The sequence below is a fragment of the Glycomyces sp. L485 genome (genome assembly GCF_022548875.1).
GTDB lineage: Bacteria > Actinomycetota > Actinomycetes > Mycobacteriales > Micromonosporaceae > Glycomyces.
Genome location: NZ_JAKZEW010000002.1, coordinates 33,914 through 56,678 on the forward strand (window position 1 = coordinate 33,914; position 22,765 = coordinate 56,678).

General features: G+C 70.7%; 18 protein-coding genes, 1 pseudogene and 1 riboswitch. Of the genes and pseudogenes, 14 read left to right on the top strand and 5 right to left on the bottom strand.

Features of this window, described 5'->3' with window-relative positions; translation table 11 throughout:
• The first annotated feature begins 68 nt into the window (after positions 1-68).
• The 7 genes and pseudogenes from L0U85_RS01440 to L0U85_RS01470 form a co-directional block, all read left to right on the top strand.
• Positions 69-2,102, top strand: a complete 2,034-nt coding sequence (locus tag L0U85_RS01440) for a PIG-L family deacetylase (RefSeq protein ID WP_241375831.1) — start codon at positions 69-71, stop codon at positions 2,100-2,102.
• Positions 2,103-2,126: 24 nt separating this feature from the next.
• Positions 2,127-3,257 (top strand): phosphoserine transaminase, encoded by a 1,131-nt coding sequence (gene serC, locus L0U85_RS01445; protein ID WP_347177322.1) that lies wholly within the window; start codon positions 2,127-2,129, stop codon positions 3,255-3,257.
• A gap of 215 nt (positions 3,258-3,472) precedes the next feature.
• The gene (locus tag L0U85_RS01450; RefSeq protein ID WP_241375833.1) at positions 3,473-4,333 is read left to right on the top strand and encodes a fructosamine kinase family protein; all 861 of its coding nucleotides are present in this window, start codon (positions 3,473-3,475) and stop codon (positions 4,331-4,333) included.
• A gap of 76 nt (positions 4,334-4,409) precedes the next feature.
• On the top strand, positions 4,410-5,408 hold the full coding sequence (gene moaA / locus L0U85_RS01455) for a GTP 3',8-cyclase MoaA (RefSeq protein WP_241375834.1): 999 nt from the start codon (positions 4,410-4,412) through the stop codon (positions 5,406-5,408).
• The gene (locus L0U85_RS01460) at positions 5,405-5,653 is read left to right on the top strand and encodes a MoaD/ThiS family protein (protein ID WP_277605240.1); all 249 of its coding nucleotides are present in this window, start codon (positions 5,405-5,407) and stop codon (positions 5,651-5,653) included. Before moaA ends, L0U85_RS01460 begins: the two co-directional genes overlap by 4 nt.
• Before the next feature lie 105 nt (positions 5,654-5,758).
• On the top strand, positions 5,759-6,946 hold the full coding sequence (locus tag L0U85_RS01465; protein ID WP_241375836.1) for an AAA family ATPase: 1,188 nt from the start codon (positions 5,759-5,761) through the stop codon (positions 6,944-6,946).
• 301 nt (positions 6,947-7,247) lie between these two features.
• Positions 7,248-8,171: pseudogene (locus L0U85_RS01470) on the top strand (chromosome partitioning protein); the annotation flags it as partial.
• Here the strand turns inward: L0U85_RS01470 and L0U85_RS01475 are convergent.
• Entirely contained in the window at positions 8,099-8,836 is a 738-nt protein-coding gene (locus tag L0U85_RS01475) for a TetR/AcrR family transcriptional regulator (RefSeq protein ID WP_347177323.1), read from the bottom strand. The pseudogene L0U85_RS01470 and the gene L0U85_RS01475 sit on opposite strands and share 73 nt — an antisense overlap.
• A 44-nt stretch (positions 8,837-8,880) precedes the next feature.
• Positions 8,881-9,051: riboswitch (cobalamin riboswitch) on the top strand.
• A gap of 82 nt (positions 9,052-9,133) precedes the next feature.
• On the opposite strand from L0U85_RS01475, the gene L0U85_RS01480 reads away from it, so the two are divergent.
• The 5 genes from L0U85_RS01480 to L0U85_RS01500 are packed head-to-tail and all read left to right on the top strand — an operon-like array spanning position 9,134 to position 14,390.
• Positions 9,134-10,348, top strand: coding sequence for a hypothetical protein (locus tag L0U85_RS01480; protein WP_241375839.1), 1,215 nt, complete (start codon positions 9,134-9,136; stop codon positions 10,346-10,348).
• Positions 10,345-10,920, top strand: coding sequence for a hypothetical protein (locus L0U85_RS01485; protein WP_241375840.1), 576 nt, complete (start codon positions 10,345-10,347; stop codon positions 10,918-10,920). The genes L0U85_RS01480 and L0U85_RS01485 overlap by 4 nt, the downstream gene beginning before the upstream one ends.
• Positions 10,917-12,014, top strand: a complete 1,098-nt coding sequence (locus L0U85_RS01490; RefSeq protein WP_241375841.1) for a CbiQ family ECF transporter T component — start codon at positions 10,917-10,919, stop codon at positions 12,012-12,014. Before L0U85_RS01485 ends, L0U85_RS01490 begins: the two co-directional genes overlap by 4 nt.
• The gene (locus L0U85_RS01495) at positions 12,011-13,612 is read left to right on the top strand and encodes an ATP-binding cassette domain-containing protein (protein ID WP_241375842.1); all 1,602 of its coding nucleotides are present in this window, start codon (positions 12,011-12,013) and stop codon (positions 13,610-13,612) included. The genes L0U85_RS01490 and L0U85_RS01495 overlap by 4 nt, the downstream gene beginning before the upstream one ends.
• On the top strand, positions 13,602-14,390 hold the full coding sequence (locus tag L0U85_RS01500; RefSeq protein ID WP_241375843.1) for an ECF transporter S component: 789 nt from the start codon (positions 13,602-13,604) through the stop codon (positions 14,388-14,390). The genes L0U85_RS01495 and L0U85_RS01500 overlap by 11 nt, the downstream gene beginning before the upstream one ends.
• A 39-nt stretch (positions 14,391-14,429) precedes the next feature.
• Here L0U85_RS01500 and L0U85_RS01505 read toward each other — a convergent pair whose 3' ends face one another.
• Together L0U85_RS01505 and dnaE are read right to left on the bottom strand one after the other, a co-directional pair.
• Positions 14,430-15,179 (bottom strand): carbonic anhydrase, encoded by a 750-nt coding sequence (locus L0U85_RS01505; protein WP_241375844.1) that lies wholly within the window; start codon positions 15,177-15,179, stop codon positions 14,430-14,432.
• 483 nt (positions 15,180-15,662) lie between these two features.
• On the bottom strand, positions 15,663-19,199 hold the full coding sequence (gene dnaE / locus L0U85_RS01510) for a DNA polymerase III subunit alpha (RefSeq protein ID WP_241375845.1): 3,537 nt from the start codon (positions 19,197-19,199) through the stop codon (positions 15,663-15,665).
• Positions 19,200-19,485: 286 nt separating this feature from the next.
• On the opposite strand from dnaE, the gene L0U85_RS01515 reads away from it, so the two are divergent.
• Positions 19,486-20,463, top strand: a complete 978-nt coding sequence (locus L0U85_RS01515; protein ID WP_241375846.1) for a DUF4192 domain-containing protein — start codon at positions 19,486-19,488, stop codon at positions 20,461-20,463.
• A 9-nt stretch (positions 20,464-20,472) separates the two neighbouring features.
• The gene (locus tag L0U85_RS01520; protein ID WP_241375847.1) at positions 20,473-21,099 is read left to right on the top strand and encodes an NTP transferase domain-containing protein; all 627 of its coding nucleotides are present in this window, start codon (positions 20,473-20,475) and stop codon (positions 21,097-21,099) included.
• 105 nt (positions 21,100-21,204) lie between these two features.
• Here L0U85_RS01520 and L0U85_RS01525 read toward each other — a convergent pair whose 3' ends face one another.
• Positions 21,205-22,140: a rhomboid family intramembrane serine protease gene (locus L0U85_RS01525; protein ID WP_241375848.1), complete on the bottom strand. Its 936-nt coding sequence runs from the start codon at positions 22,138-22,140 to the stop codon at positions 21,205-21,207.
• Complete coding sequence (locus tag L0U85_RS01530; protein WP_241375849.1) at positions 22,141-22,653, bottom strand: peptidylprolyl isomerase; 513 nt, start codon at positions 22,651-22,653, stop codon at positions 22,141-22,143.
• Between the last annotated feature and the right edge of the window lie 112 nt (positions 22,654-22,765).

Here is a 22,765-nt window from a genome sequence, read left to right on the forward strand (position 1 = left end):
CCTCGTTCGAGCACGGCTGGGCTAAGATGCCCTAGGAACCGCCGCAAGCCCACCTGAACGAGACGTGCATGCCCCCGGCCCCCCGCCCCGCGCTGCGTCGGCGAAGCCTCCTCGTCGGAGGGATCGCCGGCCTGACGGTCGCGGCCGCCGCCGGCGAGGCCGCATGGTCGCTGCTGGACTCCACCGGCCGCGGCGAACCGCCGCCCCAGGCCGTGACCGGTCCGGTCCACATGCAGATCGTCGCCCACCCCGACGACTGCCTTTATTTCATCAACCCGCGCATCGCGCGTGTCCTCGCGGCCGGTGCCGCGAGCTGCACCGTCGTCCTCACCGCGGGAGAATCCGACGGCCGCAACAGCCGCGACACGACCGGTGCCCCCGACTACGCCGGCTACGCCGCCGCCCGCAACACCGGGCTGCGCCGCGCCTACGCCCACCTGGCCACCGGCGACTCCGAATCACCCTGGGACCGCACCTGCGTCGACCTCGACTCCGGCCAGCAGGTCGAGATCTGCGTGTTGCGCGAACGGCCCGGCGTCCACCTCGTCTTCTGCTCGTTGTGGACGAACCTCGGGCGCCTCACCGGCGAGTACACCCGTCTGGTGTCGCTGTGGGAGGGGAACCTCGGCGCCTCTCTCGTGCTGCCGCCGACCGACTCGGGCCTGGGGGAATCCACCGTGGAGCGCCAGACGGTCCGCGAGACCCTTCTCGAACTGCTCGACCGCTACCAGCCCGCGATCGTCAACACCCTCGACCCGGACCCCGACCCGGTCGCGGGCCCCCGGATCGGCGCCGAGCAGCGCGGCTATTCCGACCACATCGACCACACCGCCGCCGCCCTGTTCGCATGGGAGGCGGTCCGCGAATGGGGCCGAGCCGCCGCCGTCGAATCCTGGAGGGGCTACTACAACCGCCGCTGGCCCGGCAACCTCGGCGCCGCCGACCGCGACGCCAAGGGCCGCGCCCTCAACGTCTACGCCTGGGCGGACGGCCTCGACTGCGGCGACCCAGTCGGCTGCGGCGACCGGCTCATCGCCGGCCCCGACACCGGCGACACCTACGGCACCGCCACCCACCCCCGCTACCACGCCGCCGTCGCCACCGCCCTCCTCGACGGCGACCTCACACCGATCACCGTCCAGGGCACCAGGATGCGCGTCGAGAACGACCTGTCCTGGCACGACGCCGGCGGCCCCGACCTCCTGCCGTCCATCGCCGTCGCCGGCACCCGCGTCTTCGCCGTCAGCCCCGACCACACCCCCGACCCCGACGCCCACACCCGCGACCTCCACTGCCTCGACCTCACGCTCGGCGAATGGACCAGCCTGGGCAACCCCGCCGGCACCGGCGAACCCGCCCGCGCCATCGGTCCCCCGACCGCCGCCGACAACGGCGCCATGGCCGTCGTCGCCGTCCGCAGCCCCGACCGCGGCCTGCACGTGCGCGCCAAACCCCTCGGCGGCCCATGGACCGACTGGACCCACCTCGACGGCCGCATGATCCACGACTCCCCCGCCGCCGTCGCCACCGACAGCGGCTTCATCGTCGTCGCCGCCACCCCGGGCGGCCTGGCCGCCTGGGAGTGGAGCGGCCTCGGCTGGACCACCCGCGACCTCGACCTGCCCCACGTCGGCGGCGAACCCGGCTACATCCCGGCCAGCGCCGTCACCGCCGCCAAAGCGCCCGGCGGCCGCCTCGTCATCGCCTCCCGCTCGGCCGGCAGCGCCGACGTCGTCCTCCACCTCGGACGAGGCGGGTCGTGGACGGCGACGCTCATCGCCCTGGACGGCGGCATCCTCCCTCCGACGGTCGCCGTCGGCGAAGACGGCACGGTCGCCGTCGCCTGCGACGACGGCACCGGGGCGCCCGCGGTCGCCGCCGTCGCCCTCGACCGGCTCGAACACGGCCCCTCCGAGCGACTCGGCCCGCACTGGAGCCGCGGCGACATCGTTCTCGCCAAGCGGCCCGCGATCGCCTTCGAGGCCGACGGGAGCCTGCGGCTGTGGGCGATCGGGGCCGACGGCGAGGTCTACACCGCGGTCTCCGCACCAGGTGACCGACCTGCCACCGCATGGGCCCCCGCGCTTCGGCAAGGCGACTGACCGGAGCTACAGTGAGCTCGGACGATGAGAACGGAGCCTCAAGTGACCGACGAGATCACCATCCCCGCCGACCTGCTGCCCGCCGACGGGCGATTCGGATCCGGCCCTTCCAAGGTGCCGGCCGAGGCGATGAGCGCGCTGGCCGGGATCGGCAAGTCCGTCATGGGCACCTCCCACCGCAAGAGCGCGGTCAAGGACCAGGTGGGACGGCTGCGCCGCGGCCTGGCCGACCTGTTCGCGCTCCCCGAGGGCTACGAGGTCGTCCTCGGTGTCGGCGGCACCACCGCGTTCTGGGAAGTCGCCGTGTTCGGCCTCGTCGAGGACCGGGTACAGGCCGCCTCGTTCGGCGAGTTCGGCTCCAAGTTCGCCAAGGCAGTGCAGATCGCTCCGCACCTGGGCGAGCCGACGGTCGTCACCGCCGAGCCCGGCTCGGCCGCCTACCTGAGCGCTGAAGAGGGCGTGGACGTCTACGCCACGCCGCACAACGAGACCTCCACCGGTGTCGCCGTCGAGGTCGAGCGGGTCGCGGCCGACGGGCTCATGCTCCACGACGCCACTTCGGCCGTGGCGGGCCAGCCGGTCGACATGGCCGAGACCGACTGCTACTACTTCGCGCCGCAGAAGGGCCTGGCCTCCGACGGCGGGCTGTGGATCGCGCTGATGAGCCCGGCCGCGATCGAGCGCGCCGAGCGGATCGCCGCCTCCGGGCGCTACATCCCGGCGTTCCTGGACCTGAAGACCGCGATCGACAACTCGCGCAAGGACCAGACGTACAACACGCCGGCGGTGGCGACGGTCGTGCTCGCCGCCGAGCAGGTCGACGCGCTCAACGCCGCCGGCGGTCTCGAAGCGGCCGTGAAGCGCTGCTCCGAGTCGACCGGGACGCTGTACTCGTGGGCCGACTCGCGCGAGTTCGCCTCGCCGTTCGTCACCGACACGAAGATCCGGTCCAATGTGGTCGCCACGATCGACTTCGAAGGCGTCGACGCCGCTGAGATCGCGAAGATACTGCGCGCCAACGGGATCCTCGACACCGAGCCGTACCGCAAGCTCGGCCGCAACCAGCTGCGGATCGCCTGCTACCCGGCCGTCGACCCGGCCGACGCGGCGAAGCTGACCGACGCGATCGACTACGTCGTCGAGCGCCTCTCCTAAGACACGGTGCGAAGGGCCGGGCCTGTCGGCCCGGCCCTTCGCGCATCTCCTGGGCGACGGTCCAGGGCATGCCGAGCCGCTGGAACTGCGGCAGGAAACATCGACGACCGAGCCGACGGGCGTTCCGGCGCATGGGACTCCTCCAGTCGAGGGTGCGGACACGAGCAGTTCTTCCACATCCGGAGACCGCCGCGTGACTCCGATACATTGGGTGCGTGGATACAGCCCGCGACCGATGGCGCCTGCTGCCCGAGCTCATCGAGCACCAGCGCGTCCGCACCACCCCCGTCAAGTCCGAGGCCAGCGCCACCGCCCAGCGCCTGACGTTCGACGACGGCACCTCCGTGTTCGCCAAGTTCGCTCACGGCGACCAGCCCGGCTACCTCGCCGCCGAGGCGAACGGACTGCGCTGGCTCGGCGAGGCGAGCGACGCGGTGGTCCCCGTCCTCTACGGCGACGACCGGCTCCTGGTCGAGCCGTGGATCGAACCGGCCGAGCCGAACCGCGATCGCGCCCTCGAGCTGGGCCGCGAGATCGCGCGCATGCACGCGGCCGGCGCCGACCGGTTCGGAGCGCCGTGGCGCGGCTACATCGGCGAGACGTTCATGGACAACGACCCGGCCGGCATGAGATGGGCGGAGTGGTACGCGGCCAGGCGCATTGAGCCGTACCTGGGGCCCTCGCGCGACAACGGCGCGCTCGACGCTGCCGACGTCGCCGCCGTCGAGGCGCTCGCCGCGCGGCTCCCCGACCTCGGCGGTCCCGAGGAGCCGCCCGCGCGCACGCATGGCGACCTGTGGTGGGGCAACGTCCACTGGGGCGCCGACCGGGCGTGGATGATCGACCCGGCCGCGCACGGCGGACACCGCGAGACCGACCTGGCGAACCTGAGGCTGTGGGGCGGGGTGCCGATGCTCGGCGCGATCCTCGCCGGGTACGCCGAGGTCAGCCCCCTCGCCGACGGCTGGGAGGATCGGATCGGGATCCACCAGCTGTTCCCGCTGCTGATCCACACCACGCTGTTCGGGCGCCCGTACCGCGGCCAGTTGATGGGCGTCGTGTCGCGCTTCGCATGATCGTCCCCCTCACCCATGGAATGGGAAACGTGTCTCACTTTACGGAAGTGTCATATTGACGGATTAGGCTCGACAGATGTCGACCCGTTCTCTCCGCGACCGCCATGGCCGGGTGGCGACCGACCTCCGGGTCTCGCTGACCGACCGGTGCAACCTGCGCTGCACCTACTGCATGCCCGAGGCCGGGCTGCCGTGGCTTCCCAAACCCACGCTCCTCACCGACGACGAAGTCGTGCGCCTCGTCGGCATCGCGGTGAGCGACCTGGGCGTGCGCGAAGTCCGCTTCACCGGCGGCGAGCCGCTCCTGCGCCCGGGTCTGCCGGACATCATCGCCGCAGTCGCGGCGCTCGACCCCCGGCCCGAGATCTCCCTGACCAGCAACGCGATCGGTCTCGACAAGCTCGCCGCCACCCTTGAGGAGGCCGGGCTCGACCGCATCAACGTCTCCCTCGACACACTCCGGCCCGAGCGGTTCACCGAGCTCGCCAAGCGCGACCGCCTCGGCGCCACCCTGGCGGGCATCGAAGCCGCCGCGGCCACCGGCCTCGCCCCCGTCAAGATCAACACCGTGCTCATGCGCGGCGTCAACGACGACGAGGCCCCCGCGCTGCTGCGCTTCGCCCTCGCCCACGGCTACCAGCTGCGGTTCATCGAGCAGATGCCGCTCGACGCCGGCGGCACCTGGCGGCGCGAGGAGATGATCACCGCCGCCGAGATCCTCGAATCGCTGAAGGCCGAGTTCGACCTCACCCCCGACCCGGCGCACCGCGGCTCGGCCCCTGCCGAGACCTGGCTGGTCGACGGCGGCCCCGCCAAGGTCGGCGTCATCGGCTCGGTCACCCGCCCGTTCTGCGGCGACTGCGACCGCACCCGCCTCACCGCCGACGGCCAGGTCCGCAACTGCCTGTTCGCCCGAGGCGAGACCGACCTGCGCGGCCTCGCCCGCTCCGGAGCGGGCGACGACGAGATCGCCGCGCGCTGGCAGGAGGCTATGTGGGGCAAGCTCCCCGGCCACGGCATCGACGACCCGTCGTTCCTCCAGCCCGCCCGCCCCATGTCGGCGATCGGAGGATGACGGTGACAGTGAGGGTGCGCTACTTCGCGGGCGCCCGCGCCGCGGCCGGGACCGCCGAGGAGGACGTCCCCGCCGGCGACCTCGCCGATCTCAAGGCCGCGCTCGCCGAGCGGCACGGCCACGAGCTCGAACGCGTCCTCAAGGTCGCGACGCTGCTCGTCGACGGTCGCGCCGCCCGAGAGGACGCCCTCGCCTTGGCCGAGGGGGCCACCGTCGAGGTCCTCCCGCCGTTCGCCGGCGGATGACCAGGACGCGAACACTTTTCCACTCCGGGAGCCGCCTGGTGTGGACCGATCGGGGTTTGCGAGGATGCAGTGGTGCGCCGTCCTGACGAACGAACGAGACCACAGGTGGCGTCCCCGCTGTTCGAGCTGTCAGCGGACATGCGGACCACCGCCGAGAAGCGGCGCCGGTCGAGCAGGCCGCATCCCAAGTCGGCGCGCGAGGTCGTCCCGATGCCCGACCCGGCCTTGACGACACGGGCCCCAGACCCCTGGCTGGACTCCGCGCCGCTGCTCACCGGCATGGACGAGGTGGGCGCGGGACTGCTCGATTCGCTGGACGCGATGCAGCGCGTCGCCGCCTCGGCCGGGCCCGGGCCGCTGCTCGTCAACGCCGCCCCCGGCACCGGCAAGACGCACCTGCTCGTCCGCCGCGTCGCCTACCTCGTCCAGGAGCTCGGCATCCCCGCCGCCCAGTGCCTGGTCGCCGCCGCCTCCACCACCGGGGCCGCGAGGATCCGCCGCGAGCTGGGGACGCTGCTCGGGGGCGAGGCCTCGGCGATCACCGTCGCCGAGTTCGCCGACTTCACCCCCGAATACTCGAAAGACTCCGCATACCGACGCGTCGCACCCGAGCTGGGGCACCTGTTCGTCGACGACCTGCCGCGCATGCCGATGCGGCTGTACCGCCAGCTCATGGAGCATCGCGGCGCCGAGGCCGACGTGACCGCCACCGGCGACCCCGACTCGGCCCTCGGCCGCGGCCCCGACGCGTTCGGCGCCTTCGCCGAGCAGTTCTCGCACGCCCACGTCGTGCGGCTCTCGCGCAACCACCGCAGCGCCGCCGCCGTCCTCGTCGCCGCCTCCCAGGTCGTCGAGCCGATCAGCCGCGTCCCCGGGCGCCTCACCCAGCCGCAGCGCCCCGCGCTCGAAGGTTCGGGCATCGGACGGTACTACGCGGTGGACGACGACGACGAGAAGCACTTCGTCGAGCAGCTCACCGCCCGCCTGGCCGACCTGGGCGTCGACCCCGGCGAACTGGCCGTGATCGGCCCCGACGGCATGTCCGTCGCCGAGGCCGCCGACGGCGAGTACCGGGTGGTGTGTCTGACGGGGATGACCGCCGAGACGTGGCCGAACACGCCCGCCGCCAGACGGGAGCTGTACGTCGCGCTCAGCCGCACCCGCGACCTCGCCTACGTCAGCCACACCGGCCCCGGCTCGCCGCTGCTGGCCGATGTGGACCAGGGCCTGTTCACTCCCTTCGGGATGGTGCCGGTGACGCGCTCGGGCCCTGAGCAGCCCCGACTGCTGTGAAACGGACAGACGCGGCGACGCGTAGTTCCCGCACGACCACGCAGCGATAGGCCACAATAGGTCGGGTAACCGCAGTCCGACACTGGGAGGCCCGATGGAGCACACCGAAGAGGACACCTTGCCTCTGCACCGGCCCGCTGCTTCGGGGTGGTCGCCGTTCGCACCCGACGGGCCCCCTCCGGGCGAGGACCGCACGCCGGCATCCGGCGCCCCCGGGCACCCGCTCCCGCCTGCCGCGCCGCCCACGGCGCCGGTGGCGGCGTTCCCCGACCAGCCGGGCGCCCTCGAACGCGTCGGCGTCACCGCGGACGACTTCTCCAGCCGCCGCGTCGTGCCGCCCCGGTCGCCCGTCGCCGAGACGGGCCTGCGCGGCGCCCTCCACCGGCTCTCGCTCGGCCTCGTCGCCCTGCCGCCGAGCGCGCGCGAACAGGCCTACCTGCAAGCGATCGAGACCGTCCGGCGCAATTTCGGAGGCCTGCGGCAGGTCACCATCGTCAATCCCAAGGGCGGGGCCGGCAAGACCGTCGCCGTCCTCATGCTCGCCATGACCTTCGGCCGCCACCGCGGCGGCTACGTCCTCGCCTGGGACAACAACGAGACTCAAGGGACGCTCGGGATGCGCGCCCAGCAGGACTTCCACATCCGCACCGTCCGCGACCTGCTGCGGGACCTCGACCACTTCAAGGGCCCCACCGGGCGCGTCGGGGACCTGTCGCAGTATGTGCGGGCACAGGGCGGGGCGATGTTCGACGTCCTGGCCTCCGACGAATCGGCCACGGCCGGGGAGATGCTGACCGCGCGGGCCTTCGGGGATCTGCGCGAAGCGGTCTCGCGCTTCTACAAGCTCATCGTCGTCGACACCGGGAACAACGTCCGCGCCCAGAACTGGCAGGCGGCCATCGACGCGACCGACCAACTGGTGGTGACGATGTCGGCGCGCAACGACTCGGCTGAGACGGCGGCTCGGATGCTCGACCATCTGGAGCAGACCGGGCGCAGGGACCTGGTGCGCAACGCGGTCTCGGTGGTCTCGATGCCCGCCCATCGGAAGGATGTGGATCTGCCTGCGGTGCAGCGGCACTTCGCGGCGCGGACTCGGGCGGTGCTACTGGCGCCCTATGAGAAACTGCTGGATTCGGGGGAGCCGATTCGCTACGACTCGCTGAGTAAGGCGTCGTCGGGGGCCTGGCTTCGGATCGGGTCGGCGGTGGCCGAGGGTCTGTGACGGTCGAGGAGCGCCACCAGGCCGGCCGCCGCGTCGTCGAGCCGCACGTCGTCCTCGTCTGCATGCCCGACCACGAACGCGCCCTGTATGAACACCAGCAGCGTCCGCGCCAGACCGACCGGGTCCACGCCGTCCATCTCACCGACCTCGACCGCGCGCGCCAGGATCGCGGCGAGGTCGCGCTCGAGCTCGGACCAGGCTTCTTGGACCCGGCGCATCGTCACCGGATCGTCCGCCAGCTCCACCGCCGCACGCACCACGAATCCTCCTTGCTTGCTGTGCCTGGCCACCACTTCGAGGATGTCGCCGACCACCCTGGGGGCGTCGAGACGCTCGAACGCTGCCCGGTCGAGAGCCCGGCGGGCAATCGAGCGCATCTCAGGTTCGGTGTCCTCGCGGTAGCGCGCGAGCGCGGTGATGTACAGCTGGTGCTTCGAACCGAAGGCCGAATACAGGCCCGCCCGGTTCATTCCCGTGGCCGCCACGAGATCCGACATGGAGGTCCCCACGAAGCCTCGCTCCAGGAATGCCCTGGTCACAACGCGGAGCACTCTGTCCAAATCGGCATTCTTATTTCTGCTCACGTCTGAACCGTATCGACACCTGGCGCTACCGGTCAATGACTTGACTGCCGTGAACGCAGTGGAGCGAGTGAAGGGATCCACTCACTGCGTGACCTCCTTGACACCCCGTCGCACCGAGCGACAGAATGAACGCAAACTCAACAGGCGCCCCGTGGGGGAAGTCCGGTCAGAAGCCGGCGCTGACCCGCAGCGGTAGTCGCGGTTCGACTTCGAACACCAGCCGAGTGCCTTAGCCTCTTTACAAACTCGGCCCGCCCGCGTGAGCCCGAATGCCCACCGGTCGCCAACATCCACTGTCAACGCCTGTCGTGGTCTACAGGCGCCTGCGGCGACGCCGCCTGCCCGAAGACCCCGCCCGCGCTTCAGAAAGGTCAGGCAATGCGCCACCAGTCGACCGCAGGCCGAGTCACGGCCCGCACGCGTCGCCGAGGGCGGAAGCTGCTCGCAGCAGCGGCCGCCGCGGTCCTGCCCATCGTCGCCGTCGTCACGGCCTCCCCGGCCCAAGCCCAGGCCGAGCCGCACGACGACCCGGCCTCGGCCGCCGCCGCATGGCTCGCCGACCAGTCCAGCGGCGACTACTTCGAGTTCAACGGCGCCCCCGACGTCAGCACCACCCTCGACGCCCTCATCGGGCTCATGGCCGCCCGCGTCGGCGGCGACCAGGTGCAGGCCTCGCTCGAATGGCTCAACGAGCCCGACACCCTGAACTCCTACGTCTACCCCGGCGGGGACGCCGAAGGCGCCTCAATCGCGGTCGGCGCCGCGGGCAAGGTCATGTACGTCGTGGCCACCGCCGGCGGCGACCCCACCGACTTCGGCGGCGTCAAACTCGCCGACGAGGTCGCCGCAGCACCGCTCGAAGGCATCGACGGCAGCACCCTGTCGTGGGCCGCGCTCGGCCTCTCCCGCACCGAGGACGGCGTCCCGCCCGAAATCGCCGACGCGCTCACCGCCGCCCAGTGCGACGACGGCGGCTTCTCGTTCACCGTGCCAGAAGACGGCTCGTGCACCAGCGACACCGACACCACCGGCATCGCGGTCGCGGCACTCACCGCGACCGGCGACGCCGCGGCCGACACGCGCGAGGACGCCCTCCAGTGGCTGCGCGACCACCAGGACGAGGACGGCTCCTTCTCCTTCGACGAAGCATCGGGCCCGAGCGCCAACTCCACCGCGATGGCCGCGCAGGCACTGCTGACCTCGAACGACACCGAGGCCGCGCAGCTGTCGGTCACCTACCTCATCGGACTGCAGATCTCCTGCGGCGAGGACGGCGCCGGCGCCGTCCGCTTCACCGACCCCGAGGACCCCGAATTCGGCGAGATCTCCCGGCTGAGCGCGACCGCGCAGTCCCTCGTCCCGCTCGCGGGCCAGAACTACGCCGAACTCGACGCCACCGACTCGTCCCCCGACGTCCCGACCCTCGAATGCCCGACCGCCGGCGACGACGCCGCGACCGCGGACGAGGACGAGACCGACACGACCACCTGGGTCCCCTGGGTGATCGTCGCCGCCGTGATCGTCCTAGCCGGGATCATCGCCTACCTGGTCGTGCGCGCCCGCCGCGGCGGCGGGGGCAAGGACGGCGAATGACCGACCGCGCCCTGCCGACCGGAGCCGCCGCGGTCATCGCGGTCGCGGCGGCCCTGGCATGGGCCGGGTCGGCTGCCGCGCACGACGCCCACTGCCACGGCGTCACGGTCGTCGTCGACTCCGGGCAGGGAGCGCCGGCCGTCGGCTGCGCCGACGACCCCGCCTCCGGCATCGAGGCCCTCGCCCAAGCCGGCTTCACCGTCACCGAGGTGACCTCCTTCCCCGGCGCGGTGTGTCGGATCGACGACCACCCCGAGACCGAATGCGGTCCGATGCCCCCGGCTGACGCGTCCTGGTCGTACTGGTACGCGGACACCGGCGACGACGAGTGGACGTACGCCAGCGTCGGCGCGGGCGTGCGCGACCCCGACGAGGGCGACCTCGAAGGCTGGGCCTTCGGCAACGGATCCGGCGCGCCCGGCCTCGCCCCCGACGAAGCGGCCGCCGCCGAGCCCCGGCCCGAAGCCGACCTCGAATCGTCCAGCCCGCCGACCTGGGTCCTCGCCGTCGTGATCCTCGCGGCCATCGGGGCACTCGTCATCTGGCGGGCACGGCGCGACAGGCGAGCGTGAACGCACCGGCCCGGGCCCGCCGCCCCGCCCACCCGGTGGCCTGGTGGGGATGGGCGCTACTGCTCGCCACCGCCGCCAGCCGCACCGCGAACCCGTGGCTGCTGCTCCTCATCATCGCCGTCTCCGGCCTCGTCGTGTCCTGGTGCAGGGGCGACGAGCCCTGGTCCGGCGCCTACCGGGTGTTCCTGGCGATCGGCGCGAGCGCGATCGCGATCCGCATGACGTTCTACATCGTCTTCGGCGGCGCCGAGGGCACGACCGTCCTGTTCGCGCTCCCGTCGATCCGCCTGCCGGACTGGGCCGCGGGCTTCCGGCTCGGCGGCGCCGTCTCGGCCGAAGGCGCGCTCGCCGCCTCCTACGACGGGCTCCCGCTGGCGACGCTGCTGGTGTGCGTGGGCGCGGCGAACGCGCTCGCGAGCCCGCGGCGGCTCCTGCGGTCGGTCCCGGCGGCGCTGTACGAGGTGAGCGTCGCGGTCGTCGTCGCGTTGTCGGTCGCACCCCAGCTGGTGTCGGGCGTAGCGAGGATCAGGAAGGCGAGGGCGCTGCGGGGCAACACGAAACGGAACCCGGCGAACCTGATGCGGACGGTCGTCGTCCCGGTCCTGCACGACGCGCTGGACCGGTCGCTCGCGCTCGCCGCCGCGATGGCGTCGCGCGGCTACGGCCGGGCCGCGGGCGCGGCGGCGAGCACCCGCCGCACCACCTCCGCGCTCCTCCTCATGGGCCTGCTCGGGCTGTGCGCCGGAGCGTACGCGCTGCTCGGCCCGGCCACGCCGGCACCCGTCGCCTGGGGCCTGCTCGCGCTCGGCGCCGCCGCCGCGGTCCTCGGCATCGCGTTCGCCTCCAAACGGGTCCCGCACACCCGCTACCGGACCGACGCGTTCGGCGCCCGCGACTGGGCGGTCCTGCTCTCAGGCTCTGCCGCTGCGATGGGGAGCATCGTCAGCGCCGCGGCCGAACCGGGCTCGATCTGGCCGGCGACCAACCCGCTGACGATGCCGCCGCTGCCGCTGGCGGCCGCCTTCGGGGTGCTCATCGCCGCCGCACCGGCCATCCTGGTACCGAACACACCGACGAAGGCAGGACCCGCATGATCCACTTCGACCGAGTGACCTTCGCCTACGACGAGCGCCCGGTCCTCCGGGACGTCACCATCGACATCCCAGAAGGGGAGTTCTGCCTGCTCGTCGGTTCCACCGGAGCGGGCAAGTCGACGCTCCTGCGGTCGATCAACGGCCTGGTCCCGCACTTCACGGGCGGCACGATGACCGGCGAGATCACCGTCGCCGGGCGGCGCGTGCGCACATCGTCCCCCGCGGACCTGGCCGACGCGGTCGGCTACGTCTCCCAAGACCCCCTCGCGGGCTTCGTGACCGACGACGTGGAGCTTGAACTGGCCTACACCGCCGAACAGCTCGGCCTCCCACAGGCCACGATGCGCAAACGGGTCACCGAGATCGTCGACCTCCTCGGCCTCGCCGACGTCAGAGGCAGGACCCTGGCGGCCCTCTCCTCCGGCCAGCGCCAGCGGGTCGCGATCGGCGCGGCCCTCGTGGCCGGACCGTCCGCGCTGGTCCTGGACGAGCCCACCTCGGCGCTCGACCCCGGTGCTGCGGACGAGGTCCTGTCGGCACTCCACCGGCTCGTCCACGACCTCGGGGTGACGGTCCTACTCGCCGAGCACCGCCTGGAGCGGGTGGTGCAATACGCCGACTCGGCGCTGCTGCTGCGCGACGGCACCGTGACGGCGGGCGGGCCTGGCGCGGTCCTGGCGGACTCCCCCGTGGCCCCGCCGGTGGTCCACCTGGGCAAGCTCGCCCACTGGCCCGGGCCGCCGGTGACGATCCGCGAGGCACGGCGCCACGCCGCGCCGCTGCGCGAACGGCTGGCGGGCGAGCGTCCGCCGCAGCGAGCGCCGGTCGCCGCCGGCAGCCCGCTGCTGGAGACGGGCGCGGTCGCGGTCGACTATTCGAGGGTGCGGGCGGTGGACGGCGTCGACCTGGCGGCGCTGCGCGGGGAGCGGATCGCGCTCATGGGCCGCAACGGGTCGGGGAAGTCGAGCCTGCTGTGGGCGCTCCAGGGCACTGGGAGGCGCTCGGCCGGGACGGTGCGGATCGACGGCGTCGACCCGTCGTCGCTGCGCCCGGGCCGGCGCCGGACCGTCGCGGGCCTGGTCCCGTCGGAGCCGGCGGACCTTCTGTACGCCGAGACGGTCCGCGCCGAATGCGAAGGGGCGGACCGGGACGGCGACGCTCCGTCCGGGACGTGCGCGAAGATCCTGGCCGACCTGGTCGAGGACGTCGACGCCGGGGCCCATCCGAGGGACCTGTCCGAGGGGCAGCGGCTGGCGTTGGCGCTCGCCGTGACGCTCACGGCGGCGCCGCCCCTGTTGCTGCTGGACGAGCCGACGAGGGGCCTGGACTATCCGGGGAAGGCGTCGTTGGCGACGAGGTTGCGGGGGCTCGCCGACGCGGGCCACTGCGTGATCGTCTCGACGCACGATGTGGAGTTCGTGGCGGAGTTCGCGAGTCGGGTGGTGATCCTGTCCGACGGCCGTGTGGTCGCGGACGGCCCCGCGTGCCGGATCGTGTCGGCCTCGCCGATGTTCGCGCCGCAGGTGGAGAAGATCCTGCCGGGCTGGCTCACGGTCGCGGAAGTGGCGGCCGCACTTGGGGCGGATGATGACCGGTGACGCGCGGACAGCGATCCGCTGGCGCGGTGCGCTTGCGGTGGCGCTGGCTGCGGTGTTCGGGCTGGTGGCGACGTCGTGGCCCCTCTTGGCCGCTCCGGGCGGGGTCTTGACCGAGTCGACCTCGGGTCCTTGGCTGTTCGCGCTGCTGCTGCCGGTAGTGACGGCGGTGGCGCTGGTGCAGTTGTCGGACGGAGGGTTGGACGCGCGTGCGGTGGCGATGCTCGGTGTGCTTTCGGCGGTGGTCGCCGCGGTGCGGCCGTTCGGAGCGGGGGCCGCGGGGGTGGAGACGGTCTTCTTCCTGATCATCCTGGCGGGCAGGGTGTTCGGTCCGGGGTTCGGTTTCATTCTGGGCAATACGGGGCTGTTCGCCTCGGCGCTGTTGACCGGCGGGGTGGGCCCTTGGATGCCGTACCAGATGTTCGCGGCGGCGTTCGTGGGCCTGGGGGCGGGGCTGCTGCCGGGCGGTGAGCCCGGGGGCCGGCCGGGGCGGGTCGGAGAGTTGGCGATGCTCGTGTCCTACAGCGTCGTGGCGTCGCTGGGTTTCGGCCTGCTGTTGAACATGTCGTTCTGGCCGTTCGTGATCACGCAGGGCGATCTGGCCTATGTTCCCGGCGGCGGTTTCGAGGAGAACGCTTCGCGGCTGGTCGCCTATTCGCTTGCGACCTCGCTCGGTTGGGATCTGGGACGGGCGGTGACCACGGCGGTGCTGATCGTGTTGACCGGCCCGATCCTGCTGCGGGTGCTGCGCCGTACAGCCCGCAGGGCGCGCTGGGCATGAGAAGGGGCCGCCGGACGGATCGGCCGGCGACCCCGGGGATCACTCGATTCCGGTGACCAGGCCGGTGTCGAAGGAGTAGTAGGCGCCGATGATGGTGAGGGCGCCGGAGTCGACGTGTTCGGCCATGTTCTTGTGCTCGCTGAGCTGCTGGACCGTGAGCTCGACGTTGGCGCGGATCATCGCCAGGACCGGGTCGTCGGCCTCGCCTTTGCTCTCCTCGTAGGCCGGGCGCAGGGCCTCGACGGTCTCGCTGAGGTCGTAGCCGTGGTCTTCGAGCTCCTCGCCCGACTCGGCGGCCACGAGGGCCTCGTGGGCGGCGGTGACGGCACCGCAGTTCTGGTGTCCGAGAACGACGAGAAGGGGGGACTCCAGCGCTGCCGGGCCGTACGAGACCGATTCCTCGATCAGGGGGTCGAGGACGTTGCCTGCGGAGCGGGTGGTCATGAGGTCGCCGATGCCGGTGTCGAAGACGAGCTCGGGTCCGACGCGGGAGTCGACGCAGGTGATGACCGCGGCCTTCGGCGTCTGGCCCTCGATGAGCGCCTCGCGGGTGGCGACGTCGGTGTTGGGGTGCTTGGCCTTCCCGTTCGCCCAGCGCTGGTTGCCTTCGAGCATCGCGTCCCAGATCTCCTGGGCGGATTCGAGGTCCTGGAATTCGGTCTGGCTCGCCTGCGCTTCGGGGGAGCTGCCGCAGGAGGCGAGCGTAGTGGAGAAGAGCGCTCCCAGGCCGAGAGCTCCTGCGCCGGTGAAGATCCGGCGCCTTGTACCTGTAATTTGAGTGGTTTTCATGGCCCATGGGTACCGAGGCGATATTCGCATGTCCATGTGCATATGTGTCAGTGTGTGATCCGGCATATCGGGCGCCAGTCGGTCGGCGGCGATCGCGCCGCACCCCGTCGAGGCAAGTAGAGCGGCCGCTGCCTGCGAAGACATGGACAGCGGCTGCGGAGCCGCTCCTCCGAAAACGATCATGCAAACGCACCTCGGGTCCACCGGAGCCACCAGCGAGGCGAAGTCGGGGACGGTGACTGAGACGACTTCGCCCTCAGCCGTGGTGGTGATTGTCACGAACGGTCCGCTCGCCTCGCGCGGAACTCGGGACTCGGTGACGGCAGGCGCCGAGATATTCGCAAGTGTCGCGATTCAGCGCGAGCGGCGGCTCCCGGAGCAGGAGCTTGCCCATGCGCGCCCAAGAGTACGAGCGCGGCGTCGCATCAGGGACCACCTGCGTTTCGGACCCGCCCCGGAGGCGTTCACCGAACACCCGGCGCGTCAGCCGACGAGGGCCCCGGCGCCCAGGAGTGCCTTGAGGTCCGCCGAGAGCTCGACCGAGGGCCGCACCCTCCAGGAGTCCCCTAGGGCGAGCATCGTCGTCTTGGGGCCGTTGGCGAGCTGGACGCGCACTTGCGCCTCACCCCGGTGCGTCCGGAAGGTGTCCGAGAGCTTCTCGATGAGCTGGGGGTTCACCGCGGCGGCGCGCAGCGCCAGCGTGATCGGTGCCGAACTCGCCTCAGGGCCCGAGGACGTGTCGAGGACGGCCAAGTCCTGGGCGATGAGCTGCGCCGTGCCGTCGCGCCGGTCGAGCTTGCCCTTGACGCAGCAGATCAGGTCGTCGGCCAGCGAGTCGGAGACCAGCTCGTAGGTGTTCGGGAAGAACCGAACCTCGATCGAACCGGCCAGATCCTCCAATGTGGCCGATGCCCACAGCTTGCCCTGCTTGGTGACCCGCTTGGCGACGTTCTGCAGAATGCCGGCGACGCGCACGTTCGATCCGTCCGCCACGTCCTCGCCGTGCAGGGCCGCGATCGGCCGGTCCGCGTTCGTCGACAGGAGCCGTTCGAAACCGTTGAGCGGGTGGTCGGAGACATAGAGCCCCAGCATCTCCCGTTCGAACGCCAACTTGTCGCGCCGGTCCCACTCGTCATCGGCGATCGTCAGGTCCACGCCGAGCGTGTCGGTGGACTCTGCCATGCCGCCGAACAGGTCGAACTGGCCGCGCGCCTCCTCCTTCTTGATCGACACCATCGCGTCGATGGCCTTCTCGTGGACCTCGGCCAGCCCGCGGCGGGCATGCCCGAGCGAATCGAACGCGCCGGCCTTGATGAGCGACTCGACGGTGCGCTTGTTGCACACCGGCGCGGGCACCTTCTGCAGGAAGTCCTTGAAGTCGGTGAAGGCGCCCTGCTCTTCGCGCGCTTCGATGATGCCCGAAACGACGTTCGCACCGACGTTGCGCACCGCCCCCATGCCGAAGCGGACGTCCTCTCCGACCGGGTGGAAGACGTGTCGGGAGTCGTTGACATCCGGCGGCATGACGGTGATGCCCATCTTGCGGCACTCGGAGAGGTACACCGCAGCCTTGTCCTTGGAGTCGCCGACGCTGGTGAGCAGCGCCGCCATGTACTCGGCCGGGTAGTTGGCCTTGAGGTATGCCGTCCAGTACGAGACCAGGCCGTAACCGGCGGCGTGAGACTTGTTGAACGCGTACCCGGCGAACGGGAGCATGATGTCCCACAGGGTCTTGATGGCCTCCTTGCCGAAGCCGTTGCCGAGCATGCCCGCCTCGAACTCGGCGAACATCTTCTCCAGGACGTCGATCTTCTTCTTGCCCATGGCCTTGCGAAGCACGTCCGCCTGGCCCATCGTGAAGCCCGCGACCTTCTGCGCGATCTTCATGATCTGCTCTTGGTAGACGATGAGGCCGTACGTCTCGGCGAGGATCTCCGCCAGCGGCTCGGCCAGCTCGGGGTGGATCGGGGTGATCTCCTGGCGGCCGTTCTTGCGGTCGGCGTAGTTGTTGTGGGAGTTCGCCTCCATCGGCCCGGGGCGGTAGAGCGCCAGGACGGCGACGATGTCGTTGAACTCGGTGGGCTTCATGCGCTTGAGCAGCTCGCGCATGGCCGCGCCGTCGAGCTGGAAGACGCCGAGTGTGTCGCCCCGGGCCAGCAGTTCGTAGGCCTTCGGGTCGTCGGTCGTCAGCGTGTCGAGGTCGATGTCGACGCCCTTGTTGGCTTTGACCGCTTCAACGGCGTCGCCGATGACAGTGAGGTTGCGCAGACCCAGGAAGTCCATCTTCAGCAGGCCGATGTCCTCACAGGAGGGATAGTCCCAGCCGGTGATGATCGACCCGTCCGGCCTGGCCCACATCGGGATGCAGTCGACCAGCGGCTGCGAGGAGAGAATGACCGCGCAGGCGTGGACCCCGGCGTTGCGGATCAGGCCCTCCAGCCCGAGCGCCGTGTCGAAGATCTGGCGGACCTCGCCGTCGTTCTCGATGAGGCTCCGGACCTCCCCGGCCTCCTTGTAGCGAGGGTGGTTCGAGTCGGTGATGCCCGCCAGCGGGATGTCCTGCGCGGCCACCGGCGGCGGCAGTGCCTTGGTGATGCGCTCGGCGATCGAGAACCCCGGCTGCCCGTGGTGGACGCGGGCGGCGTCCTTCAAGGCGGCCTTGGTCTTGATGGTGCCGAACGTGATGACCTGGGCGACGAACTCCTTGCCGTACTTCTCGGTGGCGTAGGTGATCATCTCGCCGCGCCGACGGTCGTCGAAGTCGATGTCGATGTCGGGCATGGAGACGCGCTCGGGGTTGAGGAAGCGCTCGAACAGCAGGCCGTGCTCGATCGGGTCGATGTTGGTGATCTTCATGGCGTAGGCGACGAGCGAGCCGGCCGCCGAGCCGCGGCCGGGGCCGACGTAGATGCCGATCGAGCGGGCATGGCTGATGAGGTCGGCGACCACCAGGAAGTAGGAGGGGTAGCCGGCGGTGATGATGACGTCGAGTTCGAGCTCGGCCCGTTCGCGGTACTGGGCGGGCACCTCGCCGCCGAAGCGCTCCTTGAGGCCCACCTCGACCTCGTGGCGAAGCCACGAGCCCTGGTCGTGGCCCTCGGGGACCTCGATGGTCGGCATCCGGTCCCGGGCGGTGAAGATCTCGTCGTAGGACTCGACCTGCTCGGCCACGAGCAGCGTGTTCGCGCAGCCCTCCTGCCAGATCTCGTCATTGCGGACGTCGTACATCTGGTCGGCCGAGCGCAGGAAGTAGCCCTGGCCATCGAACTTGAACCGCTTCGGGTCGTCCAGTGTGGAACCCGACTGGACGCACAGGAGCGCCGCGTGGGTGTCCTTCTGCTCCTCGGTGACGAAGTGGGAGTCGTTGGTGACCAGCGGCGGGAGGCCCATCTTCCGACCCAGCTCGTACAACTCGTCCCGAACGCGCTGCTCGATGGCGTTGCCGTGGTCCATCAGTTCGAGGAAGTAGTTGTCAGCGCCGAAGATGTCGCGATAGTCGCTGGCGGCCTGGTAGGCCTCCTCGATCTGACCGAGGCGCAGCCGGACCTGGACCTCTCCGGAGGGACAGCCGGTGGTGGCGACGATGCCCTCGGCGTGCCGGCTGATGAGTTCGCGGTCCATTCGCGGCTTGTAGTAGTACCCCTCGAACGACGCCTGGCTGGAGAGGCGGAAGAGGTTGCGGGCGCCGGCGGAGTTCTTGGCGACCATCGTCATGTGCGTGTAGGAGCCGGCACCGGAGAGGTCGTCGGAGCGCTGGCTGGGCTCGCCCCACCACACCGGCTTCTTGTGGAAGCGGTCGTGCGGCGCCAGGTAGGCCTCGATGCCGAGGATGGGCTTGACGCCGGACTCCTTGGCCGCCTGGTAGAAGGCGTAGCCGCCGTACATGTTGCCGTGGTCGGTCATGGCGATGGCGGGCTGCCCGAGCCGTTCGGCCTCGGCGAACAGCGGCTTCAGCTTCGCCGCTCCGTCGAGCATCGAGTACTCGGTGTGTACGTGAAGATGGACGAACTGCTTCGACACGTGGTGCTCCCTGACTCTGCGCCCTATTCAACACCCGACCACCGACATCGCGCTCCGCGCCGAGGCCGGGAATCAGACCCTCAACCCTAGTCCCCGCCTTCATGGCGGCGCGCCGGCTCGGCGGCCCGGATGCCTTCCATCTCAAGGTCCGAGGACATCAGAGAGAACTTCGCATTGCCGCTATATGCCGTGATGGTGATGATGACCGCACACAAGGTGCGGAGAGTTATCCACAGGCTGAAAATCGATGCTTGCCAAGTGTTGACATCAGTCGGACACTTATGCCATGAACTTGACAGAGACGAAAATCAGCATCAAAGGGCCCACCGACCTCATCACCACCGTTCCGCTGCTGCTGGGTTTCCACCCGGAGCACAGCCTGGTCGTGGTGGGGCTCATCGACTTCGATCTTCAATGCACTTTCCGCGTCGACCTCCCCGGCTCGGCCGACCACCTCGAACACCTGCGTGACCTGACCGCGCAGCTGTGCCGCAACGAATGCGACGCGGCCGTCCTCATCGCCTACGGCGAGCGGGAGGTCGCCGAGGCCTCCCTGGAGCGCGGTGCCCACCGGCTCGACGCCGCCGGCATCAAGCCGGTAGACCGGCTCCGCGTCTCGGAGGGCCGCTGGTTCAGCCTCTCGTGCGGCCGCGCCTGCTGCCCGCCCGAGGGCAAACCGGTCCCCGAGAGCTCGGCGGCCTCCTGCGAGGTCGCCGTCGCCGGGGGCCACGCCCTGTCCGACCGCGCGGCCGTCGCCGCACAGCTCGACCCGGCCGAGGACGGACGTCGCGCCGCCGTGGCCTCGGCCGTCGAGGCGATCCTGCTCGCCGAGACCGAACTCGACTGGGCCGAGCAGCGCGGCCGCGACCTCCACACCGTCGAACACTGGATGAGCGCCGAGGATCTTCCCGACACCGACGACATCGCCACCCTCGGGCTCGCGCTCGGCGATCTGGACATCCGCGACTTCGTGATCGAGCGCATCGGTTCCGGCGGGTTCGAAGCCAATCGCACCGACCTGTGGGTCTGGCTGGCCCGCCACCTCGAGGATGAACTGGTCGCCCCGGCCGCCACGGTCGCGGGCTTCGCCGCCTACCGGTTCGGCAACGGGGTCCTGGCCTTGGAGGCCTTCGAGATGGCGCTGCGGTCGCAGCCGAACTACCGGCTCGCGCAGATGCTCATGGCCGCGCTCCAGGCAGGGATTCCGCCCGGAGCGCTCGATGGAATCGGGCGTGGCAGGGCGGGCGGTGTACTCGATGGCTAGGCTGGTGGCATGGGAAACTCCCCGCGTAGTTTCGCCGCACTCTTCCTCGTCGGCGGCCGGGCCAGAAGGTTCGCGGGCATCGCGAAGAGCGAACTCGTCGTTGACGGCGCCACCATTCTCGAGCGAATGCTGGGCGCCACCACGGCGGCCGCGCGCCGCGTGGTCGTCGGCACCAGGCCCGCCGACGCCGATCCGCTGCCCGATGACGTGGCGTCGGTCTTGGAGGATCCGCCCGGGTCGGGGCCCGCCAGGGCCGTCGCGGCCGGGCTGGAGGCGGTGCCGGTCGAAGACGAGCGGGTGGTGATCCTGCCGGGAGATCTGCCGTTCCTGTGCCCCGAGGCGCTGAACCTGCTGTTGACCCGAGCCGAGGCGGCCGGTGATGACGCGGGCGCGGTGTTCTGCGACGACGCCGGGCGCCGCCAGTGGCTGTGCGGAGCATGGCCGACAGAGGCGGTGCGGCGCAACGCGTTGAAGGCTCTGCCGGGCGATCCGGCGAGGGTCCTGTTCTCCGGGATCAAGGTGGCCGGGGTGAATTGGGACCGCGGCGGGCCGCCGCCGTGGTTCGACTGCGACACTCCAGGCGAGCTGGAACAGGCACGGGTGTGGGCCAGCCATATCAAGGCGAACGAGGACTGACCGGTCCGCTCGCTCGCGGATCGGGCCGGAGCCCGGCCGATGGGCCGGTCTCGGGTCTCACCGTCGACCGGGGAGCCGGCGGGCTCGATCCCGCCGGTTCCGATCTCAGCCGATGCCGTACTGGCTGACCAGGACTCCGGTCCTCCACATGGTGAGCACGATCAAGAGCACCAGGATCGCGGCGAAGCCGACCCAATGCAGCACTCGCCGCTGGTTCTTCGGCGTGAAGGCCAGCACCGCGCCGCACAGCAGGCCGCCGACCAGACCGCCGAGGTGACCGGTGATCGAGATCGCCGGCACGATGAACGTCAGCGCCAGGTTCAGTCCAAGCAGGACGTACAGTCCGGTGTTGTCGCGGCTCAGCCGCCGATTGACCAGGATCAGAGCGCCGAACATGCCGTAGATCGCGCCCGACGCGCCCGCGGACCAGCCCTCCGGGCTGGCGAACAGGTACGTCACGACGCTCCCGGCCAGGCCCGAGAGGAGGTACACCGCCAGGAATCGCATCGATCCGAGGTCGCGCTCCAGCACCCGGCCCAGGATCCACAGCACCACCATGTTGAACAGCAGGTGCATCGCGCCGAAATGCATGAACGTCGAGGTCAGCAGCCGGTACTCACCGCCGGCCGCGACCGTCGGAAGGAGGAACCGGTTCCCGAACAGATCGACCTGCGCGGTGGCGGGGCGCGAGAACTGGGCCAGCGCGAGGTGGAACTCGGTGATCGAGAAGCCCATCGCGGCCGCGCCTCCGACGGCGAGGGTCAGCACGAACACGGCGACGTTGATGCCGATCATCGCCTTGGTGACCGTGCCGGCGGAGCCGGATGAGGAACCGCCGAACGCGGAGGCTCGGCCTCCGAAGGCCGTGCGGGTCCGGCGCATGGTGCGCCGGCCCTCGGCTACGCAGTCGGGACATTGGAACCCGACGGGCGCGTCGATGCGGCAGTCGGCACAGATCGGCTTGTCGCAACGGACACACCGCAGGTAGGTCTGGCGGTTCCGGTGGCGATAGCAGACCGGGGGCGACTGCTGATCGCTCATTTACTTCTCGATGTCCACACTGTTGATGACGATGTCGTTCACAGGGCGGTCCATCGGGCCGGTCTGGGTCTTGGCGATCTGGTCGACCACGGCCCGGGAGTCGTCGTCGGCGACGACGCCGAAGATGGTGTGGCGGCCGTTGAGGTGCGGCGTGGGCGAGACGGTGATGAAGAACTGCGAGCCGTTGGTGCCGGGCCCGGAGTTCGCCATGGCCAGGAGGTAGGGCTGCCCGAAGTGCAGGTCGGGGTGGAACTCGTCGCCGAACTGGTAGCCGGGTCCGCCGCGGCCGGTGCCGGTCGGGTCGCCGCCTTGGAGCATGAACCCGTCGATGACGCGGTGGAAGATGACACCGTCGTAGAACGGGCCGGAGCCGGGCTGCCCGGTCTTCGGGTCGGTGTATTCCTTGGTGCCCTCGGCCAGTCCGACGAAGTTCGCGACCGTCTTGGGCGCGTGGTTGTCGAACAGGTCGATCTTGATGTCACCGACGTTGGTCTTCAGAGTCGCCTTTGTCATGGCGTCAATGGTGCCAGACGCGACAGGTTGGTCCAACTTTCTCCCCCGTTTCCCTCGACGGGTGTCACAGGTCGGTGCAACATGAGACTACGAGCACCTAGAGGAGGGCAAT

Coding starts and splice junctions, on each gene's coding strand:
- L0U85_RS01440 (WP_241375831.1), top strand. CDS start 69: ATGCCCCCGGCCCCCCGCCCCGCGCTGCGTCGGCGAAGCCTCCTCGTC.
- serC (WP_347177322.1), top strand. CDS start 2,127: ATGAGAACGGAGCCTCAAGTGACCGACGAGATCACCATCCCCGCCGAC.
- moaA (WP_241375834.1), top strand. CDS start 4,410: ATGTCGACCCGTTCTCTCCGCGACCGCCATGGCCGGGTGGCGACCGAC.
- L0U85_RS01460 (WP_277605240.1), top strand. CDS start 5,405: ATGACGGTGACAGTGAGGGTGCGCTACTTCGCGGGCGCCCGCGCCGCG.
- L0U85_RS01480 (WP_241375839.1), top strand. CDS start 9,134: ATGCGCCACCAGTCGACCGCAGGCCGAGTCACGGCCCGCACGCGTCGC.
- L0U85_RS01485 (WP_241375840.1), top strand. CDS start 10,345: ATGACCGACCGCGCCCTGCCGACCGGAGCCGCCGCGGTCATCGCGGTC.
- L0U85_RS01495 (WP_241375842.1), top strand. CDS start 12,011: ATGATCCACTTCGACCGAGTGACCTTCGCCTACGACGAGCGCCCGGTC.
- L0U85_RS01500 (WP_241375843.1), top strand. CDS start 13,602: ATGACCGGTGACGCGCGGACAGCGATCCGCTGGCGCGGTGCGCTTGCG.
- L0U85_RS01505 (WP_241375844.1), bottom strand. CDS start 15,179: ATGAAAACCACTCAAATTACAGGTACAAGGCGCCGGATCTTCACCGGC.
- L0U85_RS01515 (WP_241375846.1), top strand. CDS start 19,486: ATGAACTTGACAGAGACGAAAATCAGCATCAAAGGGCCCACCGACCTC.
- L0U85_RS01520 (WP_241375847.1), top strand. CDS start 20,473: ATGGGAAACTCCCCGCGTAGTTTCGCCGCACTCTTCCTCGTCGGCGGC.
- L0U85_RS01525 (WP_241375848.1), bottom strand. CDS start 22,140: ATGAGCGATCAGCAGTCGCCCCCGGTCTGCTATCGCCACCGGAACCGC.
- L0U85_RS01530 (WP_241375849.1), bottom strand. CDS start 22,653: ATGACAAAGGCGACTCTGAAGACCAACGTCGGTGACATCAAGATCGAC.